This window comes from Marinobacter sp. UBA3604, assembly GCF_002375325.1.
Classification (GTDB): domain Bacteria; phylum Pseudomonadota; class Gammaproteobacteria; order Pseudomonadales; family Oleiphilaceae; genus Marinobacter; species Marinobacter salarius.
Genome location: NZ_DFMB01000014.1, coordinates 1 through 18,500, shown reverse-complemented (window position 1 = coordinate 18,500; position 18,500 = coordinate 1). Strand labels below are relative to the sequence as shown.

Here is an 18,500-nt window from a genome sequence, read left to right as displayed (position 1 = left end):
CTCCTACCGTTTCAGATACTGACTGAAATCCACATCGCTGGCCGACAGAATCGCCTGCACCCGGTTGTGAACCCCCAGCTTACGAAGAATCGCCGAGACGTGGGCTTTTACCGTGGTCTCTGCAATGTTCAGGTTGTACGCAATCTGCTTATTGGATTCCCCTTTGGACATGCGCTCCAGCACCAGCAACTGGCGGCGGGTCAGGGAGTTCAGCAGCTCTGGGGAAATAGGGTTGTCCTCATGACGGCTGCGGCGATGGGTGCTTTCCTTGCCGGTACGGATAATGTCGGAAGGCAGGTAGACATTGCCGTTGAGGATCTGCTGGATGGCATCGGTCATCTGGGCGCGGGGTGATGACTTGGTAATGAAACCACAGGCGCCATAGGTAATGGCTTGCAGGACCACCTGTTTATCTTCCTCTGCTGACACGATTACCACAGGAATGGTCGGTGCTTCGTTCCGCAATGTGATCAGGCCGTTCAGGCCGTGCATTCCCGGCATGTTCAGATCCAACAGGATCAGGTCCAGGTCATCGTTTTCGCGGGTAATGTCCAGGGCGCTGTCCAGATCAGCGGTTTCAATGATCTTACTACCGTCAAAACCGGTCGATATTACGCTGCTGATGGCCTCGCGAAACAGCGGGTGGTCGTCTGCAATCAATATCTTGTAGGTTGGCTCCATCACTGGTTCCACTGGCTTGTTTTCGTTATCAGGGACGGTTTCCGAGACATCATAGCGCTTTTCGGGAGAGAGTGTGGCATCGGGCTCATTCAGCATGGCGGCCTCCTGGGACAGGGGATCTCCCAAGTGGGATTCAATCCTCTGTTTATTATTGTGATGATTGCATTACACGCGATCCTCGCCCTGGGTTGAATGCGACCATCGCACCAAAAAACAGGCACCAAAGTACTATTCTTGATGGCTGGCGAGCTTCGTATCGTGGAGGCATGAGCCAACAAACCCTGATAACGCCCAACCTTGCACGTTTCTCTGCCAATCCCCGACCGATGTGGTTGGCTGGCGCCGCACTGTTGCTCGGTTTGATGTTATCGAGCGGGGCTCACGCCAACGACAAAACAGCTATACCGACGTTGTCTGTCAGTGTGTTGCAGTTCGGCACGGCGCATTGGGAACTGGACCATATACTCCACCGGGGGCTGGACCGAAAGAACGGCTACCAGTTGGATCTCAGGCTGGTGGCCAATCTGCCAGCGTCTCGTCTGGCGGTAGCCAGTGGGTCCGTCAACGGGGCTGTGGCCGATCTGCTTTGGGCTCAGGCGCGTTTTGAGGACGGGGTGCCCTACCTGTACGTACCCTTCTCGTCCCAGATTGGCGATATCGTGGTGGCTGACGACTCTGATATAGGTGCCGTGGCCGACCTGGCCGGCAAGCGTGTCGGCGTTGCCGGCGGGCCGGACAGCAAAGGCTGGATACTGCTTCAGAAGGTAGCCGAGCAGCAGGGTATTGATCTTGCGGGTTCCGCCAAGGTGCAATTCGCTGCCCCGCCGCTGCTGAGCCAGGCTTTGAGGCGGGAGCAGGTGGATGTCATCATTACCTACTGGCATTTCGCCGCACGCCTGAGAGGAGAGGGCGGCTGGCGTTCGGCGTTCAGAATGTCGGACCTTCTGGCCGCCATTAACCTGGATCGGAACTTGCCGGTTCTGGGGTATGTTTTCCCGGCTGATTGGGCGGAAGACCATCGCGCGTTGATGGATCGTTTTGCCGCCTCGTTGCAGCAGGCCAAGAAGGAGCTGTCGAATGGCGAAAGACCCTGGCAGCGACTGCGACCACTGATGGGAAACCCGGAGGACGGAGTGTTCCAGTCGCTTCGGGAAGGATTTGTGGCAGGCACCCCCTTACCGCTAACGGACCAGCGCGTTGCTGACCTGCATCGCCTGCTAGCGCTCACCGGTGCCAGCCCGGACCATCGTATGCCTGCCAACCTGTTCTACCGGAGCCAGCCGTGAGCGCGTTTTCCGGCCGTCCTCCGGCCTGGAGCTATTGGGTGGTGTTGCCGTCTTTCGTCCTGCTTTGGGCGGTGTTGGCTTGGTGGCTCAAATCACCCTTGCTGCCGACGCCCCTGAACGTACTTGAAACCCTGGTGCAGGAATCCGGCTCCGGAGCGCTCTGGCACCATCTGGGCGCCACCCTGGGCCGCGTGGTGGTGGCCTTTGCACTGGCCATGCTGCTTGGTACCGGGATCGGCATCGTTATGGGGCGTTCCCAAACAACCAATGCTTTGTTCGATCCGCTGCTGGTCCTGTTTCTCAACCTGCCTGCGTTGGTGACCATCATCCTGATGTATGTCTGGTTTGGACTGGTGGAAACGGCAGCCGTGATGGCAGTGGTGATCAATAAGGTTCCCAATGTGGCAGTGACAGTCCGGGAAGGTGCCCGCAGCCTGGACCACCGGCTTGAGGAAATGGCCATCGTCTACGAGTTCACCCGCTGGCAACGGTTCCGTGAGGTCTGGGTACCACAACTGTTTCCCTATCTAATGGCAGCCACGCGTGGTGGACTGGCGTTGATCTGGAAAATCGTCCTCGTGGTCGAGCTGCTGGGTCGCTCCAGTGGTGTCGGCTTCCAGTTGCACATGGCTTTTCAGGTGTTTGATGTGGCAGCCATCCTTGCCTACAGTCTGGCCTTTATCGCCGTTGTGCAAATCATCGAGCTTACCATTCTGCAGCCCCTTGAACGCCGCTCCAGCCGCTGGCGTCAGCCGGAGGCCGCCCATGCTTGAGCTACGAATCGCCGGCCGAAGTTTTGGCAAACCCGTATTGGGCGAGGTTTCCGCCACCATAGAGCGGGGCGATCGCATCTGCCTGCTGGGGCCGTCCGGCATTGGCAAAACCACGCTGTTGAACGCCATCGCCGGGCTCGACAAGGCGATCCCGGCGGGTGCGATTATAGGCCGTGACACATTGCGAATTGGTTACCTGTTTCAGGAACACCGATTGCTGCCCTGGCGGACCCTGAACGCCAATCTCCAGCTTGTGGGAGCAAGTGATGCGGAAGCTGAAAACGTCCTGGGCCAGGTTGGCCTTGCCGGATACGGGCACTACCTACCGGATCAGCTCTCACTTGGCATGGCGCGGCGGGCAGCCCTCGCACGTTGTCTGGCTGTGAAACCGGATTTGTTGTTGCTTGATGAACCCTTCGCGTCGCTTGATCCGGTAATGGCAGGTGAACTGAAAACACTGATTGCTGGCATCATGGACGCAAATGCCAGCATGGCCCTGATTTGCGTGACCCATGATGGAGGCGATGCCGAGATCCTGGCGAACCGTCTATGGTATCTGGATGGTAGTCCGGCGCAGCTGCAATGGGACGATGCCATTGGCGAGCCCAGTTTGATCAGCGATCTTCTTGGGAAGTTGCGAGACTCGGAGGGCGTGGACCTGGTTTAGTGAAAAAACGTGACACTCGAATTGTTGCCTTCGTGAAACATCGGCTAACATGGCCAGCTTGTCTTTTACCGTCAACAAGGAGTGCTGACGATGGGCTTTATGGACCTGGTCCCGGTATGGGACCTGAAGGCCTACCACCTTCCCCGCATTGAATCCCCCTTTATCGCGACCAATAGGGCTAGGCGTCTTATCCAGGACGATGGCAGTGTCCGCGCTCGCATGGAATCGGCGTTCGGGCCCCAAACCCGCAGCGGCCATCATCTGACCGAAACCGTCTGCCGGGCAGTCAGCGATAATAGGCTGATGCTTGTCTATACCGGGTCCGGACGGCCCCTTTCTCCCGTCGTGAGCTGGCTGCCAGACGACAGCCTGCCCGCGGGAGGACGCTGGCGGTTACGCAGTGGCGGAATGAACTTACCTTATGCCATTCAAAAAGGCGTAGCAGAGCTGAATGCCTGCGACATTACTCCTGAACAGCTGCGCCAGTATCACCCCCAGGGTATAGGCGGGTTGGGTGTAGGGTTGTTCTCGGCGAATTATCGTCAATGGCGGAGATCTGAGCGTGAGTCGCAAGACGGGGCGGAAGATCATCGATTGAGCCTGCCGCTGGGAGCCTCTGCTTCAGTGGCATCGCTGAGTGCTGCGGCAGCACTGGCAGCCGAGAAAACAGATTCCTCCAAGGCTGCTCCTCCCAAAGTACATCTGGAAGTCGGGATATTTACCGACGGCACCATGAACAACGCTGCCAATGCCCGCTCGTTTGCCGAGCAACTGGAGCGGGATTGTCTGATTCCCTATGAAAACGATGAGATCAGTCGGGAGGAGTGTGAGTGGCGAATTCGCCTGATGATGGGGGATAGTTACGCCAATGGCCTTAGCAACGTCGCGAAGCTACGAGATCTGTACAAGGAAGGTGAGTTGGAGTCTGAAGGGGGCACAACCTATCTGCGCCAGGTTTATGCTCCTGGCGCGGGCACCAAGACTGGAGATAGCGATAAATGGTATGGCGCTGCCACTGGTATGGGGGAGGCGGGAGTCATTCAGCAGGTAAATCATGCTTTCTCACGACTGGCGTTGTTGATTAAAGAAGATCTGCAGGGCCAGACCATTGAGAGACTGACCGTTGATCTGTTTGGTTTTAGCCGCGGAGCGGCGGCGGCACGCCACGCTGCCCATGAAATCAATCAGGGAGAAAGCGGCTTACTGGCGAGGATACTGGCGGAGAGGGGTGTTCTCTGGCCAGAATTGGTACAAATACGTTTCGTGGGATTGTTTGATTCCGTGGCGGCCATTGTTAACCCATTATCCGGTGACCTCTTAGCTCACAACGACCGAAACCATCCGGTGAGGCTATATCTGGATCCTGGCAAGGTAGGTCAGGTGGTACACCTGACCGCCGCCCACGAACACCGAAAGAACTTTGCCCTGAACAGTCTGAGAAATCGGGATGGCAGCCTCCCAGCCAACTTCCGGGAGGTCACGCTGCCGGGCGTTCACTCTGATATTGGCGGTGGCTATGATGAAAGCCAGAGGGAGGATGTGCTACTAAGCCCGAGGCTACAGATTCCTCAAAACCGGCTGCGCTGGCCGGAGAAGACTTCACAATGGGACAGCCTTGAGGCCCGGAGGCAAAAGGTGGCGGTTCAAGGCTGGGTTGGCGCCTATAGTCTCCCGGTTCGACAGTCGGATCAGTTGCAGGCGCTGCCTCGGGACCTGGGCTCTGAAGGCCCCGCACGTCTGGAAATTATAACCCGGCGCTATGATCACCCCGCACCGGATGGCCGGGTAGAATTGGTGTTACGTATGCTGCGACAGGTGCGTGGAGAGTATTCGCGGGTGGCTTTAAGGTTGATGCACCGTTTGGCGGTCGAAAAGGATGTGCCTCTAATTGAAGTCGATCCCACTGACGACACCGTTTCGGTGCCAGGTGATTTGGCGCCTGTCCTTGAACAATTTGTAGAGCAGGTTACTCAGGGCAACGACGAACCCTCGCTTGACTCTGAATACTTGGATTTATTACTTCAGCGCTATATTCATCATTCGGCAAATTACAACAGCATTGAGGCCCAGATAGCGGGATGGCCGGCGAAACTGGAGGTGTTGTTCCCCCATGCGCCCGCGTCTTCCGGGGAACGCCTTGTATATTCCCAGAAGGAGGGAGAATGATAATTCGCAAGGTATTGGCAATCGGTATCGCAGCCATAGCCCTACTGGTCGGTGGCTGCGCTACCTCGACTGAGGAAGACACCCCCTGGGGCATAAAAGTGGTAGCCCCCAAGCATTATGATATTTGGGGCGTGGGCTTGTTCCTTGAGAAGACTGGGGAACGAAATTGGCGGCAGCCAGTAGGCCACGTAGGTTGCTGCTGGAAAGGGCCGCGTGGCCCCGCTGGATCGAGCACCGGGGTTGAGCCCTTTCCTGAATTGATCCTCATTCACTGGTTCTCCTTTGCTGAACAGAAGTACTACGCCAAATTGATCAAGGTGCCGCCGGACTTACAAGATCGTATGCGGGAGCCCGCGAGCTACAAAACCCAGGTGGATGTGCGGTCGGGGCCTCGTCATACGATGGCCATAGGCTTAGCTCCTGGAGGCACCGTAGTGGTCTGGATCATGAACCAGATCGGCAACGAGATCGAAGTGATGCGTATGCAGGCTTCAGAGGGCTACGGTGATCCTTCCGACTTCACGGAACGCACGAAAGGCTATCTAAAACGGCACGGCGACTACCTCCAAGAACACGGCATACCAACGGAAGGTTGGTAAGCCGGTATCCTGCCTGCCGAACGCCTCTCGGTCAGGCGGGCTTTGTCCCCAGTATCTTCGTCCTCTGAGGACGAAACCCCGCCGTTGCCAAAAGTGCCAGCACGACCGTTACACCGGCGGTAATGCCGAAGGCGGTGGGATTCCACTCCAGATACAACGAGAACCGGATCGCTTCCACCGCGTGGGTGAACGGATTGAACTGGCAAAACCAGTACAGCCAGGGGCTGGCTTCGTTCATTTTCCACAGTGGGTAAAGCGCCGAGGACATGAAGAACATCGGAAAAATGACAAAGTTCATCACCCCCGCAAAGTTTTCCAGCTGCTTGATCCAGGTGGCAATTAGCAGGCCCAGTGCTCCCAGCATCAGGCTGGTTAGTATCAAGGCGGGCAAGACGGCCAGATAGCCCCACAATGGTGGCTCCACATCCACCAGCAGGGCCAGAAGCAGAAAAACATACACCTGCCCGACCGACACTACGCCCATCGCCAGCAACTTGGTTACCAGCAGGAAGGGGCGGGGCAACGGGCTCATCAATAGAACCCGCATGCTGCCCAGTTCCCGGTCATACACCATGGACAGAGCCCCCTGCATGCTGTTGAACAGGATGATCATCCCGCACAGTCCGGGGGCGATGTAGGTCTCGTAGGTGATGTAGGTCTGGTAGGGCGGAATAATGGAGATGCCCAGCACCGCCCGGAAGCCGGCGGCAAACACCACCAGCCACAGAAGCGGCCGAACCAGGGCGCTGGCGAAGCGAGTGCGTTGTTGCCAGAAGCGCAACCACTCCCGCGTCTGGATGCCGACAAAACAGTGCCAGTAATGGGCCGCTTTCATGATTATCCTGCCCCCGTCAGCGAGTGAAACGTTTCCGCCAGGTTCCGGGTGCCCTCGGCTTCGCAAATGTCCTGGCCGGAGCCATCGGCCAGCAGTTTCCCCTGGTGCAGGATCAACACCCGGTCATCCTGTTGCACCTCCTCGATCATGTGCGTCGCCCACAGCACGGTCAGGCCGGCCTCGTCGCACAGAATGCGAACATGTTCGTTGAGCGCTCTGCGACTTGCCACATCCAGGCCGACAGTGGGCTCATCAAGCAGCAACAGAGAGGGCTCATGAAGCAAGGCCCGGGCAATTTCCACACGCCGACGGTGGCCGCCATTGAGCTTGCGCACGGGTTCGTTGGCGCGCTCCAGCAGTTCAAAACGAGCCAGCTCGCGATCACCCCTCGTTCGGGCTTCTTTGCGAGATAAGCCGTGCAGCGCGGCGTGATACTGCAGGTTCTGGCGCACGGTCAAATCAAGATCCAGAGCGTTCTGCTGGAACACCACACCAATCTGGCGCATGGCCTCGGATGGCTGTTTTTTCAACGATTGACCGGCCAGCAGTAGTTCGCCTTGTTGGAGCGCCAGAAGCCGGGTTAACAAACCAAACAGTGTGGATTTGCCGGCGCCATTGGGGCCCAGAAGAGCGTGGAAACGGCCAGAGGTCAGCGCGAAGCTGACCTCTTTGAGCACGGGCTTGTCGCCGTAGCGAAAGCTGATATGGCTGGCTTCAATGGTCATGCTGGTGTTATGAGGACGGATCAATGACCACACCCCAGGGGTAGCGGCCGACCTTGATGGATTTGATCACCTTCAGGTCTTCGACATCGATCACCGAAACGTCTCCTGAAACGCCGTTGGTGGTATAGAGATGTTTCTCATCCTTATCGAGATCCAGTTGCCATACCCGACTGCCCACCAGTAGATAATCCAACACTTCATAAGTCTGGGCATCGACGACTGCAACATGATTTGATGGGCCGAGCGCTACGAAGGCGTATTTGCCATCGGAGGTCAGCTCGATACCGACGGGCTGAACGCGGTCCTGATTCACGCCAGGAACCTTGAACGACATCTCATGGATCTGCTCCAGATTGTCCACATCGATGATGTGCACGGTGCCGCCGATTTCCGCCGAAGCCCAGGCAATCTTGCTGTCTTTGCTGAATTCCACGTGGCGGGGGCGTTGTCCGACAACGATGTTCTTTTCAATCTCAAAAGTCTCGGTGTTGATCCAGTGCAGCATGCTGGTGGTTTCACTGGTGTTTACCGCCCACTTGCCGTCCGGGCTGACGGCCATGCCTTCCGGCTCGATGCCGACGTCAATCTGGGCCAGGACATCTTTGGTTTCCACATCCACCACGGTCACGATGGCGTCGTCCTCGTTGGCGATGTACAGATGCTTGTTGTTTGGATGGAGCGAGAACTGTTCCGGATCTTCACCGGAGGGCAGGGTGTCGACAATCTTACGGGTCGCCAGATCCAGCACCTGAACGGTGTCGTCGTCACTGGCGCAGATATAGAGCTTGGTGTGGTCCTTGGACAACAGGATGCCCCGTGGCCGCTGGCCCACATCAATGGTCTCAACAACTTCCTGAGTCTCGGTGTCGATGATGGAAAGGGTGTTGTCTTTTTCGTTGGACACGTAGGCAAGGCTGGCTATCGCCGGTGTCGACAGGCCGACGATGGCGGCCAGGGCGGCGTGCTTGAGCAGAGACTGCATGATGTAACTCCTTCTTGTTTTAGAAAGCTTCCGCAAGAGCGGTCAGCCGTTAATGCGACATTTGCTCTCGGGTTCGTCGAAACCGAGCGTGTCCATGTTCGTGTTGGGATGCAGAAACCCTTCGAACGGTGCTCTGGCAACCAGTCCCCGTGGATGAACCAGGGGAATTGGCTGTCGAAGTTGGCCGTTCCAATCGCGATAAGTCAGCTTGCGGCCCTTGAAGGCGGCAAGCTGGAATTTGTCGCTGAAAAGAAAACTTCGGATTGCGTTGGGGCTTGCGTCACCCAAGTCAGTGACGGCTGTACCGATGGAGCGAATGGCTGCCCAAGTGGCATAGTCCTCGCCGTTCATGTCGCGGCCAGCCAGATCACGGAAGCGGCTATGCAGTTGAGCGGCGCCCCAGCTTTCCACTACCCGGTGCCAGGTGACTGGTGACATCCCCTGTGTTCCAACAACCGGGCGCGGCAGCCAGGTATTGAACGGCACGTACTCGCCGAAATCGCCTCGAACATCCGCCACCACGACGGCATCGTAATCGCTGGCCTGGGTAAACAACGGCAGTTCCCTGGAGGCGGTGCGGCGAAGGTCGGCGTCAAAGGTCCATGGTTTGTCTTCAATAACTTCCAAACCGAAGCGCTTGGCAGATCTGCGAAAGGCATTGGCCCAGCCTTTGTCGTCGTCAGTGGGCCCGGTAATCAAGAAAATCTCGTTCCAGCGCCGTTGGTTCAGCCACTGTGCCAGTGCGTCCGTCAGCATGGCGTAGCTGGGCATGGTATGGAGCAGGTTGGCGTTGCATTCGATGGTTCGAAGCTCGTCCGCTTTTGAACCGGCATTGAACAGAAGTGTGTCTGCGTCCGTCTTTGCGATCATTCTCTTCAATGTCTGTGCCGGAGTATTCACCACGAACAGTTCGATACCGGACGCGCGCAGTTGGTCGAAAGCGGCCATCGCTTCAGTTTCCGACTCGGCAACCCTGCTTTCCAGGGTGTAGGTTTGCCCGAGAAACTTCCCGGTGGTGCTGTTGTCCTGCATGCCCAGTTCTGCGCCTTTCAGGCCGGCGTCTTCTGGTTCGGGAAGGACATTGGACAAGACCGGGCCCTGGTCCGGATGCCATTGCACATACCCTACACGTACCTCAAGAGAATCTGCTTTCAGCGGGGCGGTGCTGAGGATGGCTGCCAGTATTGCGGTTGCAGTCCTGAACAAAAGAGACATGAAGTTCTCCGGTTTATTGTTGTGCTTCCAGCTTAGAGAAGGGAAAAAGTCCCGGAAATATTCAGAAAGTAGGAAAGTGCCGGTACTAAAGAACTATTCCGGTCAGAAATAGGGCGTTTAGCATGATTGGTATAGGTGCCAAAGCCTTTGACTGGACCAAAATAATGACGGCTTACCGGAAAATTTCCCTGACCATGCTGGCGGTATTTGTTGTCGTGTATCTGCTGGGTGCTGCGTTGTACATTGGGCAGGCGCAGCACGATGTTCAGCGTGAGCTCACCGGCGTGTCAGGTCTGGCGAAAAGTCTGGGTGATCCTCAAGGTCTGCCGGCTAATGTGGTTGCGAATATGCGGCACATAAAGCCAGTGGCCGACAAGGCAGACGACAATGGGCATGTGCCTTCCTGGTTTTCGTCCATGGTGTCGGGACAGGTGTCTTTTCCCTCGGTCAATGGCTGGCGGATTGATCCCGCTGATGAGGTCGAGGAAATCTGGGAAGGGTTCCTGCTGGTTTCCTTTTCCTACGCAGTGGGTATGGTTTTGTGCTTCATGGCACTCTACGGAATGGTCAGGCAGGGGCTTCGGCCCCTGGTTTCATTGGCAAGCGCTCTGGAGGCTGTGGCCGGGGGGGAGCTGACTTCCAGGCTGCCAAGGCAGAGTATCCGAGAACTGGATACTCTGGCCGGTCGGTTCAATGCAATGGCCACCGCGCTGGAAAAGGAACAGAAAACCGTCAGCCACCTGCTGAACGAACTGCTGCAGTTACAGGACCGGGAGCGATCACATATTGCCCGTGTCTTGCACGATGATCTTGGCCAGTATCTCACCGGTATTCGTGCGCAGGCGCGAAGCTGGGTGTACGACCCCGAATTGAACGAACGACAGAAGCAACAGGCAAAAGATCTAGCGGGACACTGTGAAACCGTGCAACAGCATTTCCGCCATTTGTTGCAGGATCTGCACCCATTGGTGATGGAGCAACTTGGCCTGGACAGCGCCATTCGACACCTGGCGGAACAGTGGCAGCAGTTGAGCGGGCTGGACTGTCGGCTTGATATGGATACGCAACTGCCGCAACTCACCGATGAGCAGCAGACACATCTCTATCGTTTCCTTCAGGAGGCGCTGAACAACATATCCCGACACGCCAGAGCCCGCTGCGCAATACTGGCGGTTGCTCAACATTCCGATGGACTGCGGATTGACATTCGGGACGACGGAGCCGGTGCAGAGAACTTTCCCGCGAAGGCGGGCCTGGGCATTCGCTCCATGCGTGAGCGGGCGCGATGCCTCGGCGGAAAGGTGCAATTTTCCAGCAAGGTGGGTGAAGGCACACGAATACGCCTTGCGGTGCCTTTGTCTGAATCCATTACAGCGCCAGGAGGTGCCGTGTGAAACTGATGATCGTTGATGACCATCAGGTTGTGCGTCAGGGGATTGCCAACCTGCTGAGGTCGATGATACCCGCCGTCGCCATTGTCGAAGTGGAAACAGGACAGGATGCGGTTGCCCGTTACGCGGACCACCAGCCGAATGTCGTGCTGCTGGATATGGGGTTGCCGGATATCTCTGGCCTGGAAGTGGGGCGCCGACTTCGTCAGCGCTGGCGCAGCGCCGCCATTCTGTTCTTTACCATGCACGATGAACTACCAATGGTGCGCCAGGCCCTGGATGTTGGTGGGCTGGGGTTTGTATCCAAGAGTTGCGCCCCCGAAGAATTGGCGGAAGCGGTCAAACGGGTAGCGGCGGGCCAACCCTACATCGAGCACCCGATTGCGACCCGGCTGGCTATGAATCAGGAAAGACCGGTGGATCACCGTCTGCGCGATATCACACAGCGGGAGATGGAAGTTTTGCTGATGTATGCCCGGGGGGAGAGTGTTCCGGGGATTGCCGGGCGCCTGTGTGTTAGCAATAAAACGGTTTCCAACCATCTGGCGGTATTGAAAAGCAAACTGCAGGTGGCCTCGTCAGTGGAGTTGATTCACCTGGCTGTGGATGCCGGTCTGATTCGGTACGGTCAATTGGGAGAAGGCCAGCGGGTGTGAGCCCGCTCTCACCATTACCAATCGAAAGGGCAGGCCGTGCAGCCTTCCATGTAGGTGCCCTCGAACGTCGCGTAATGTATCCGGGTTCCGGTGAGATTGGCGTCAGACAGGTTGGCCAGGCCGAGCTTGGCCTCCTGAAGGTTGGCTCCCTGAAGATTGGCACCTTTCAGGTCGGCTTTTGGCAGCCAGGAGATTTCAAAACTACTGAAGGCGAGATTGGTGTTCTGCAATGAAGCGCCTGAGAACCTCGAGAAATCGAAATTGGCCCCCGTTAGATTCGAGCCGCTAAAGTCAGCCCCCTGGGCAAAAAGGTATTGCCCCTGCATGCCCTGAAGATCTGCATTTTTCAGCGATGCTCCCCGCATGCTTGCTCGGTAGGCCTGCAAACGGTAGCCAACGACGTTGTCCAGACTTGCTCCATCCAGATTGGCACCTCTGAGGCTTGTATGGCTCAGGTTGGCTCCTGACAGGTTGGCGCCTTTGAAATCAGCGGAACGTAAGTCCATGTTGGACAGATCGGCGCCCTGAAGATCCGCTCCAGGACACTGGGCCTGCCGCTCAAGAACGCAGCCATTGATCGTGGGGGCCTGGTTTTGGCCCGCCAAGTAATCATCGGCAATTGCCTGTGAGCACAACGTAATCATGGACACCGTAATAGCGAGTTTCATGGTGGTCACTCCCGAACAGATGCTGAAAAAAGGGGCCTGGCGTGAAGCCAGACCCAGGTCGGAGGTTGGTTAGCGGGAAGCCTGTGCCCAGGAGGGCATCTTGAACACCCAGAATGACCCGCCTTGAGAAATGGGCTTGGTCAGCTCAGCCATGTCGCCGCCCCACAGTGGCACTGCACCGCCGTAGCCAGAGGCAACGCCGATATACTGCTCACCGTCCATCTCCCAGGTGATCGGAGACGAAATGATTCCGGAGCCGGTCTGGAACTTCCAGAGTTCTTCGCCGGTTTCGGCATCAAAGGCCTTGAGGAACCCGTCTCCCGTGCCTGTGAATACCAGGCCGCCCTTGGTGGTTAGAACACCTGCCCACAGGGGCATGTTTTCCTTATGCTCCCATTCAATGTCGCCGGTGATGGGGTTCATGGCACGGAGGATACCCACATGGTCGTCATACATGCGCTTGATGCGGAACCCCTGACCCAGGTAGGCCGCGCCTTCTTTGTAAGTGACCTCCTCGGTCCAGTAATCCTCTTTCCAGTGGTTGGCTGGCACGTAGAACAGACCGGTATCCTGGCTGTAGGCCATAGGGTTCCAGTTTTTGCCACCGAGGAAGGGCGGGGAAACTTCGATGGATTTGCCGCGGGTTTCGCCTTCAGCTACGGGTGGCGGGCGCTGGCCTTCGGCTTCGATTGGACGACCGTCCTCGCCAATCCCTTCAGCCCAGGTAATATTGTCTACGAACGGGAAACCTTTTTTGAAATCGCCGTTGGTACGGTCAACAACGTAGAAGAACCCATTGCGATCGGCGTGCGCTGTCGCTTTTACGGTCTCCCCGTCCTCATCGTATTCAAAAAGCACCAGTTCGTTGTTGCCCGAGAAGTCCCAGGCATCGTTGGGTGTGTGCTGGTAGAACCATTTCACTTCGCCAGTGGACGGGTCTACGCCGACCTGCCCGGACGTGTACAGGTTGTCGTAGTCGGCGGGGTCGCCACCGGGTGATGTGCGCTTCCAGGTGTTCCATGGGGCAGGGTTGCCGGCGCCGATGATGATGGTATTGGTGTCGGCATCGAAGCTCGCGCTCTGCCAGGGGGCACCGCCACCGTGGCTCCAGGCCTCGACCTTTCCAGTTTCGGTGTTGGGATCGTCAGGCCAGCTCGGTGCACGAGGATCGCCGGTCGGTGTGCTTTTCTCGCCATTCAGGCGACCATAATGCCCCTCCACGAATGGGCGCATCCAGATTTCTTCGCCGGTATCAGGGTCACGCGCAAACAGTTTGCCCACAACGCCGAACTCATCCCCGGACGACCCGTGAATCAGCAGTACCTTGCCGGACTTCTGGTCTTTCACCAGGGTTGGAGCCCCGGTCATGGTGTAGCCTGCTTCGTGGTCGGCGAACTTTTCCCGCCAGGCTACCTTGCCAGTGTCCTTGTTTAGGGCAACGATGCCGGCGTCAAGGGTGCCAAAGAAGACCTTGTCACCGAAGATGGCTGCGCCCCGGTTCACAACGTCGCAGCACGGGCGGATGCCCTCGGGCAGGCGGTGATTGTATTCCCAGAGTTTGTCTCCGGTTTTGGCGTCCAGGGCGTAGATTCTGGAATAGGAACCGGTGATATAGATAACGCCGTCGTGAATCAGCGCCTGCGATTCCTGCCCCCGCTGCTTCTCGTCGCCGAATGAGAAAGACCAGGCCGGAACCAGGCGCTCAACGTTCTCGCGATTAACAGTGGTCATCGGGCTGTAACGTTGTGCCTTGGGGCCGATGCCGTAGCCAAGTACGTTTTCCGTGGTTTGTGCATCGTTGGCGATGTCGTCCCACGTCACGTCTTTGGCGTGCACCTGAAGTGACAGAGCGGCTGATGAACCCAGCATCAGTGCCAGGCTGATCCCGCGTATAAGCGGATGCTTTTCTTTGGTGGTTTTCATACATGTTCCCCTTGGTTTTTGTTGTGACTAACGCCCTGCTTCGACGTCGACGCACTGAGTATTAGCTGCGTAGCCAACGCCAGGCGACGGAAATTCCCATGCTGGATCCGGGAAAAAACCAGAAAAACCCGGGAAAATATCCCGATATGCGCGCTTGTAGCTGAGAAACGGGCAGTTTTTAGACACTGCCTTTCCATCTCATGCTTTGGCCTTCGCTCTCTGCGTCTACTACCAAGGAACTACACCAAAACCTCCAAAGTGGCATTCGGATTGAGCGGTGCGATTCCTAGACTGGGAGCAAGCACATTGGCGCCTGACAAAACCAACAGCCAATGGATGAGGAATCAAATAGCAGAGGTAGCAACAATGACCACGTCCTTTTCACTTCACACGCTGCTGGCAGCCGCTCTTTTGGGAGCTGCTGGTCTGGTAATGGCTCACGGCAACGTGACTCCACAGGAGGTGGACACTGGTGACCTGCCTGAACTCGGTGACGAAGTGCGATCGCAGAACCCGTTTCGGGAAGGCAATGAGTATGGCAAGCACAATGCCCAGGCCGTGACCGTGGGAGAGAGTGCGTACGCCGGCAACTGCGCAGGCTGCCACGGTATCCGCGCTATGTCCGGCGGCCTGACGCCCGACTTGCGTGAGCTGACCGAGTGGGATGACGAGTATTACGTTACCCGAGTGCTCAACGGCACTGACAGGGGCATGCCCGCCTGGAAGAAGACACTGGACCAGAACGCCATATGGGCCATTCGGACTTATGTGGAGTCTCTGCCGAAGCCGGAATGATCGCCTCACGGATGTTCACACAAAGCCTGTACTCAGGCCGGCCCTGTGCCGGCCTGACGTCGTTGGGGAGAAAACAATGAAAACACTGTCCCGTATTATCGTACTGATGCTGTTTTTCCAGGTGGTCCCGGCGCAGGAAGTGGACGACGGCGATCCGTTGCTGAACAGGCCTGCGGACCGAACCTACGACATCATTCTCGAATCCGGTTATCTGAAAGTCGGTGTTTATGAAAACTTCCCGCCGTACTCCTACGAGGTGAACGGAGAACCCCGTGGCATTGACGTGGAAGTGGGCAAGCAGATTGCCGAGGCCATGGGCGTTGAATTCCGGGTGCACTGGATTGTGCCTGATGAAAACCTGGGGGATGACCTCAGAAACAATGTCTGGAAAGGGCACTACCTCGCCAAGCGCCGGCTGGCAGACGTGATGATGCGGGTGCCTTATGACAAGCAATATGCCTACATGCAGGATTCCACCGGGGAATACATCAACGAACAGGTGGTGCTGTTCGGCCCCTACCAGCAGGAAACCTGGCAAATTGCCTTCAACCCCGAAAAGATCGAAGGCGTCGACACCGTCGCCAAGTTCCAGTATCACCCGATCGGCGTAGAGATCGACACCCTTCCGGACTTCTATCTGAGCTCCGGCTTGCAGGGTCGCATGCGTGAGCAGGTCAGGCATTACCCTAATGTTCGCGAGTCTTTCAACGCGATGCGCGATGGCACGGTAAGTGCCGTTATGGGCATGCGCGCCGAGATCGATCATGAGCTTGGGCGCCCTGGAAATACCGAATTTCAGCTGGCAGGGAACGGCTTCCCGGGTATCGGCAAGCAGGTCTGGGACGTGGGCATGGCCATCAAGCATACCCATCGCCAGCTCGGTTATGCGATCGAAGCCATTATCGGTGACCTGGTGAAATCCGGCGACATGCAAGCACTGTTTGCGGAGCTCGGGCTGCGATATAGCGTTCCCCAATATTATCGGGAATTTCTCAGCGAGGAAGCGTTGACTAAGGCCGAAGGTCAGCGTTGATGAAAACCCGTTTCACTCAGAGCGACACATCAAGATCGCGACGCCCTCGCGGGCTTTGTTTTTGGAGGTAGTAATACCAAGTGATGAGAAAACCAGTGCCGGGGGGTAATTGTTGGTTTTCGTCCCAAAGCGAAGAATCACTTCAGAGGCGGGAAAAGTTCCCGGTTCATCCTGAAACAAAAACGATCGCACCGAAAACAAGAGACTTGGAGAGCGCAACCATGACATCGAACAAGTTCGGGATTCGCATTGCGGCCAGTGCCCTGGCGCTGGCGGTATCGTATGGGGCCCAAGCGGTCACCGACGAAGACATCATGAACGATCATAAAACGCCGGGCGATATTGTCAGTTACGGCATGGGTACCCAGGGTCAGCGCTTCAGTATCCTGGAAGACCTTAACACCAGCAACATTCAATACCTCCAGCCAGCCTGGGCGTTCTCGTTTGGCAGCGAGAAAATGCGCGGCCAGGAGTCGCAGCCATTGATCAAGGATGGCGTGATGTATGTGACCGCCTCCTATTCCCGTGTTTACGCTATTGATGCCAGAACCGGCGAGGAGATCTGGCAGTACGACGCGCGTTTGCCCGACGGCATCATGCCCTGTTGTGACGTTGTTAACCGCGGCGTTGCCCTGTACGACGACAAGGTTATTTTCGGCACTCTCGATGCCAAACTCGTCGCTTTGAACAAAGACACCGGCAAGCCCATGTGGATCAAGAAGGTTGCCGACTACCAGGCGGGTTATGCCATTACTGCCGCACCTATCGTCGTCAAAGGCAAAGTGATTACCGGCGTTTCCGGTGGTGAGTTCGGTATTGTCGGCAAGGTGGAAGCCTACGACGCCAATACCGGTGAGCTGGTGTGGATGCGTCCGACCGTTGAAGGCCATATGGGCTATGTCTACAAAGACGGCAAGGCGGTTGAAAGCGGCATTTCCGGCGGCAAAGCCGGAAAGACCTGGCCGGGTGATATGTGGAAGAACGGCGGTGCTGCGACCTGGTTGGGTGGCACCTATGATCAGGACACCGACTCCCTGTTCTTCGGAACCGGTAACCCGGCACCCTGGAACTCACACCTGCGCCCCGGCGATAACCTGTTTTCATCCTCGCGGGTGGCAATCGATCCGGACGATGGCAGTATCAAATGGCACTTCCAGACCACGCCTCATGATGGTTGGGACTACGATGGTGTCAACGAGCTGATTTCGTTCGATTACAAAGAAAAGGGCAAAACCGTGAAAGCGGCAGCAACGGCTGACCGTAACGGCTTCTTCTATGTTCTGAACCGTGAGAACGGCGACTTCATTCGCGGCTTCCCGTTTGTGGACAAGATCACTTGGGCTGAAGGCCTTGATCCGAAGACCGGTCGTCCGATTTTTAAAGATGGTGGTCGCCCGGGTGACCCTTCTGCGATGGAAGGAAGCAAGGGTGAAGTGGTTGTTGCCCAGCCAGCGTTCCTTGGTGGTAAGAACTGGATGCCAATGGCCTATAGCCAGGATACCGGCCTGTTCTACGTACCGTCCAATGAATGGTCCATGGATATCTGGAACGAGCCAGTTTCCTACAAGAAAGGCGCGGCTTTCCTGGGTGCGGGCTTTACCATCAAGCCAGCTAATGACGATTACATCGGCGTGCTCCGTGCCATAGACCCAAAGACCGGCAAGGAAGTCTGGCGTTATGAAAACACCGCTCCGCTGTGGGGTGGTGTGATGACAACCGCTGGCAACCTTGTCTTCACTGGTACGCCCGAAGGCTATCTGAAGGCTTTTGACGCCAAGACCGGCGAAGAGCTGTATAAGTTCAACACCGGTTCCGGCGTTGTGGGTACGCCTGTCACCTGGACCATGGACGGCGAGCAGTATGTCTCTGTGGCCTCTGGCTGGGGTGGGGCGGTTCCGCTCTGGGGCGGTGAAGTGGCCAAGGTGGTAAAGGACTTCAACCAGGGCGGTATGGTCTGGACGTTCAAGCTGCCGAAGGATCGTGTTGCGAGCAACTGATTCGACGATAGAACGGCCATTGTTCGTTCGATGGGGGCTGCCGGAAGGCAGCCCTCAGATTGCTGACGAACCCCGCTTTTCCGGGGTTCGTTGCATTTGGGTGTTTTA

Annotated in this window: 17 protein-coding genes; 10 read left to right on the top strand and 7 right to left on the bottom strand. The window is 56.9% G+C overall.

Annotated features, from left to right (window positions below):
* Positions 1-3 precede the first annotated feature (3 nt).
* Positions 4-681 carry a response regulator transcription factor gene (locus B2590_RS03735; protein ID WP_040474417.1) on the bottom strand — a complete coding sequence of 226 codons (678 nt, stop codon included), beginning with the start codon at positions 679-681 and terminating at the stop codon, positions 4-6.
* Positions 682-947: 266 nt separating this feature from the next.
* On the opposite strand from B2590_RS03735, the gene B2590_RS03730 reads away from it, so the two are divergent.
* From B2590_RS03730 to B2590_RS03710, 5 genes are all read left to right on the top strand, one after another.
* Positions 948-1,967 carry an ABC transporter substrate-binding protein gene (locus B2590_RS03730; protein ID WP_286810470.1) on the top strand — a complete coding sequence of 340 codons (1,020 nt, stop codon included), beginning with the start codon at positions 948-950 and terminating at the stop codon, positions 1,965-1,967.
* On the top strand, positions 1,964-2,740 hold the full coding sequence (locus tag B2590_RS03725; RefSeq protein WP_286810469.1) for an ABC transporter permease: 777 nt from the start codon (positions 1,964-1,966) through the stop codon (positions 2,738-2,740). Before B2590_RS03730 ends, B2590_RS03725 begins: the two co-directional genes overlap by 4 nt.
* Positions 2,733-3,407: an ATP-binding cassette domain-containing protein gene (locus tag B2590_RS03720; RefSeq protein ID WP_286810468.1), complete on the top strand. Its 675-nt coding sequence runs from the start codon at positions 2,733-2,735 to the stop codon at positions 3,405-3,407. The genes B2590_RS03725 and B2590_RS03720 overlap by 8 nt, the downstream gene beginning before the upstream one ends.
* A gap of 90 nt (positions 3,408-3,497) precedes the next feature.
* Positions 3,498-5,573 carry a T6SS phospholipase effector Tle1-like catalytic domain-containing protein gene (locus tag B2590_RS03715; protein WP_286810466.1) on the top strand — a complete coding sequence of 692 codons (2,076 nt, stop codon included), beginning with the start codon at positions 3,498-3,500 and terminating at the stop codon, positions 5,571-5,573.
* Entirely contained in the window at positions 5,570-6,172 is a 603-nt protein-coding gene (locus tag B2590_RS03710) for a DUF2931 family protein (RefSeq protein ID WP_286810465.1), read from the top strand. The genes B2590_RS03715 and B2590_RS03710 overlap by 4 nt, the downstream gene beginning before the upstream one ends.
* Before the next feature lie 31 nt (positions 6,173-6,203).
* Here the strand turns inward: B2590_RS03710 and B2590_RS03705 are convergent, their stop codons facing one another.
* Genes B2590_RS03705 through B2590_RS03690 form a run of 4 tightly spaced genes read right to left on the bottom strand, consistent with a single transcriptional unit; the run spans position 6,204 to position 9,929 of the window.
* On the bottom strand, positions 6,204-7,007 hold the full coding sequence (locus tag B2590_RS03705) for an ABC transporter permease (RefSeq protein WP_286810463.1): 804 nt from the start codon (positions 7,005-7,007) through the stop codon (positions 6,204-6,206).
* A 2-nt stretch (positions 7,008-7,009) separates the two neighbouring features.
* Positions 7,010-7,732, bottom strand: coding sequence for an ABC transporter ATP-binding protein (locus B2590_RS03700; RefSeq protein WP_286810481.1), 723 nt, complete (start codon positions 7,730-7,732; stop codon positions 7,010-7,012).
* A 7-nt stretch (positions 7,733-7,739) separates the two neighbouring features.
* Positions 7,740-8,714 (bottom strand): YVTN family beta-propeller repeat protein, encoded by a 975-nt coding sequence (locus tag B2590_RS03695; RefSeq protein ID WP_286810461.1) that lies wholly within the window; start codon positions 8,712-8,714, stop codon positions 7,740-7,742.
* A gap of 42 nt (positions 8,715-8,756) precedes the next feature.
* Positions 8,757-9,929: an ABC transporter substrate-binding protein gene (locus B2590_RS03690; RefSeq protein WP_286810460.1), complete on the bottom strand. Its 1,173-nt coding sequence runs from the start codon at positions 9,927-9,929 to the stop codon at positions 8,757-8,759.
* A 122-nt stretch (positions 9,930-10,051) separates the two neighbouring features.
* Between B2590_RS03690 and B2590_RS03685 the strand changes: the two genes are divergently transcribed.
* Together B2590_RS03685 and B2590_RS03680 are read left to right on the top strand one after the other, a co-directional pair.
* Complete coding sequence (locus tag B2590_RS03685; RefSeq protein WP_226909975.1) at positions 10,052-11,323, top strand: sensor histidine kinase; 1,272 nt, start codon at positions 10,052-10,054, stop codon at positions 11,321-11,323.
* The gene (locus tag B2590_RS03680) at positions 11,320-11,976 is read left to right on the top strand and encodes a response regulator (protein WP_036210434.1); all 657 of its coding nucleotides are present in this window, start codon (positions 11,320-11,322) and stop codon (positions 11,974-11,976) included. Before B2590_RS03685 ends, B2590_RS03680 begins: the two co-directional genes overlap by 4 nt.
* A gap of 14 nt (positions 11,977-11,990) precedes the next feature.
* Here B2590_RS03680 and B2590_RS03675 read toward each other — a convergent pair whose 3' ends face one another.
* The gene (locus tag B2590_RS03675) at positions 11,991-12,620 is read right to left on the bottom strand and encodes a pentapeptide repeat-containing protein (protein ID WP_414673547.1); all 630 of its coding nucleotides are present in this window, start codon (positions 12,618-12,620) and stop codon (positions 11,991-11,993) included.
* Between the two features lie 93 nt (positions 12,621-12,713).
* Positions 12,714-14,567 (bottom strand): methanol/ethanol family PQQ-dependent dehydrogenase, encoded by a 1,854-nt coding sequence (locus B2590_RS03670; RefSeq protein ID WP_286810457.1) that lies wholly within the window; start codon positions 14,565-14,567, stop codon positions 12,714-12,716.
* 366 nt (positions 14,568-14,933) lie between these two features.
* On the opposite strand from B2590_RS03670, the gene pedF reads away from it, so the two are divergent.
* The 3 genes from pedF (at position 14,934) to B2590_RS03655 (ending at position 18,392) form a co-directional block, all read left to right on the top strand.
* Positions 14,934-15,362: a cytochrome c-550 PedF gene (gene pedF / locus B2590_RS03665; protein ID WP_041335220.1), complete on the top strand. Its 429-nt coding sequence runs from the start codon at positions 14,934-14,936 to the stop codon at positions 15,360-15,362.
* A gap of 76 nt (positions 15,363-15,438) precedes the next feature.
* Entirely contained in the window at positions 15,439-16,395 is a 957-nt protein-coding gene (locus tag B2590_RS03660; RefSeq protein WP_041335224.1) for a substrate-binding periplasmic protein, read from the top strand.
* A 221-nt stretch (positions 16,396-16,616) separates the two neighbouring features.
* Positions 16,617-18,392 (top strand): PQQ-dependent methanol/ethanol family dehydrogenase, encoded by a 1,776-nt coding sequence (locus B2590_RS03655; RefSeq protein WP_286810456.1) that lies wholly within the window; start codon positions 16,617-16,619, stop codon positions 18,390-18,392.
* Positions 18,393-18,500: the final 108 nt, after the last annotated feature.

Bases quoted from the DNA above. Each gene is read 5' to 3' on its own strand.
- B2590_RS03730 (WP_286810470.1), top strand. From the start codon at position 948: ATGAGCCAACAAACCCTGATAACGCCCAACCTTGCACGTTTCTCTGCC.
- B2590_RS03660 (WP_041335224.1), top strand. From the start codon at position 15,439: ATGAAAACACTGTCCCGTATTATCGTACTGATGCTGTTTTTCCAGGTG.
- B2590_RS03655 (WP_286810456.1), top strand. From the start codon at position 16,617: ATGACATCGAACAAGTTCGGGATTCGCATTGCGGCCAGTGCCCTGGCG.
- B2590_RS03695 (WP_286810461.1), bottom strand. From the start codon at position 8,714: ATGCAGTCTCTGCTCAAGCACGCCGCCCTGGCCGCCATCGTCGGCCTG.
- B2590_RS03735 (WP_040474417.1), bottom strand. From the start codon at position 681: ATGGAGCCAACCTACAAGATATTGATTGCAGACGACCACCCGCTGTTT.
- B2590_RS03715 (WP_286810466.1), top strand. From the start codon at position 3,498: ATGGGCTTTATGGACCTGGTCCCGGTATGGGACCTGAAGGCCTACCAC.
- B2590_RS03705 (WP_286810463.1), bottom strand. From the start codon at position 7,007: ATGAAAGCGGCCCATTACTGGCACTGTTTTGTCGGCATCCAGACGCGG.
- B2590_RS03685 (WP_226909975.1), top strand. From the start codon at position 10,052: ATGATTGGTATAGGTGCCAAAGCCTTTGACTGGACCAAAATAATGACG.
- pedF (WP_041335220.1), top strand. From the start codon at position 14,934: ATGACCACGTCCTTTTCACTTCACACGCTGCTGGCAGCCGCTCTTTTG.
- B2590_RS03670 (WP_286810457.1), bottom strand. From the start codon at position 14,567: ATGAAAACCACCAAAGAAAAGCATCCGCTTATACGCGGGATCAGCCTG.
- B2590_RS03700 (WP_286810481.1), bottom strand. From the start codon at position 7,732: ATGACCATTGAAGCCAGCCATATCAGCTTTCGCTACGGCGACAAGCCC.
- B2590_RS03720 (WP_286810468.1), top strand. From the start codon at position 2,733: ATGCTTGAGCTACGAATCGCCGGCCGAAGTTTTGGCAAACCCGTATTG.
- B2590_RS03690 (WP_286810460.1), bottom strand. From the start codon at position 9,929: ATGTCTCTTTTGTTCAGGACTGCAACCGCAATACTGGCAGCCATCCTC.
- B2590_RS03675 (WP_414673547.1), bottom strand. From the start codon at position 12,620: ATGATTACGTTGTGCTCACAGGCAATTGCCGATGATTACTTGGCGGGC.
- B2590_RS03710 (WP_286810465.1), top strand. From the start codon at position 5,570: ATGATAATTCGCAAGGTATTGGCAATCGGTATCGCAGCCATAGCCCTA.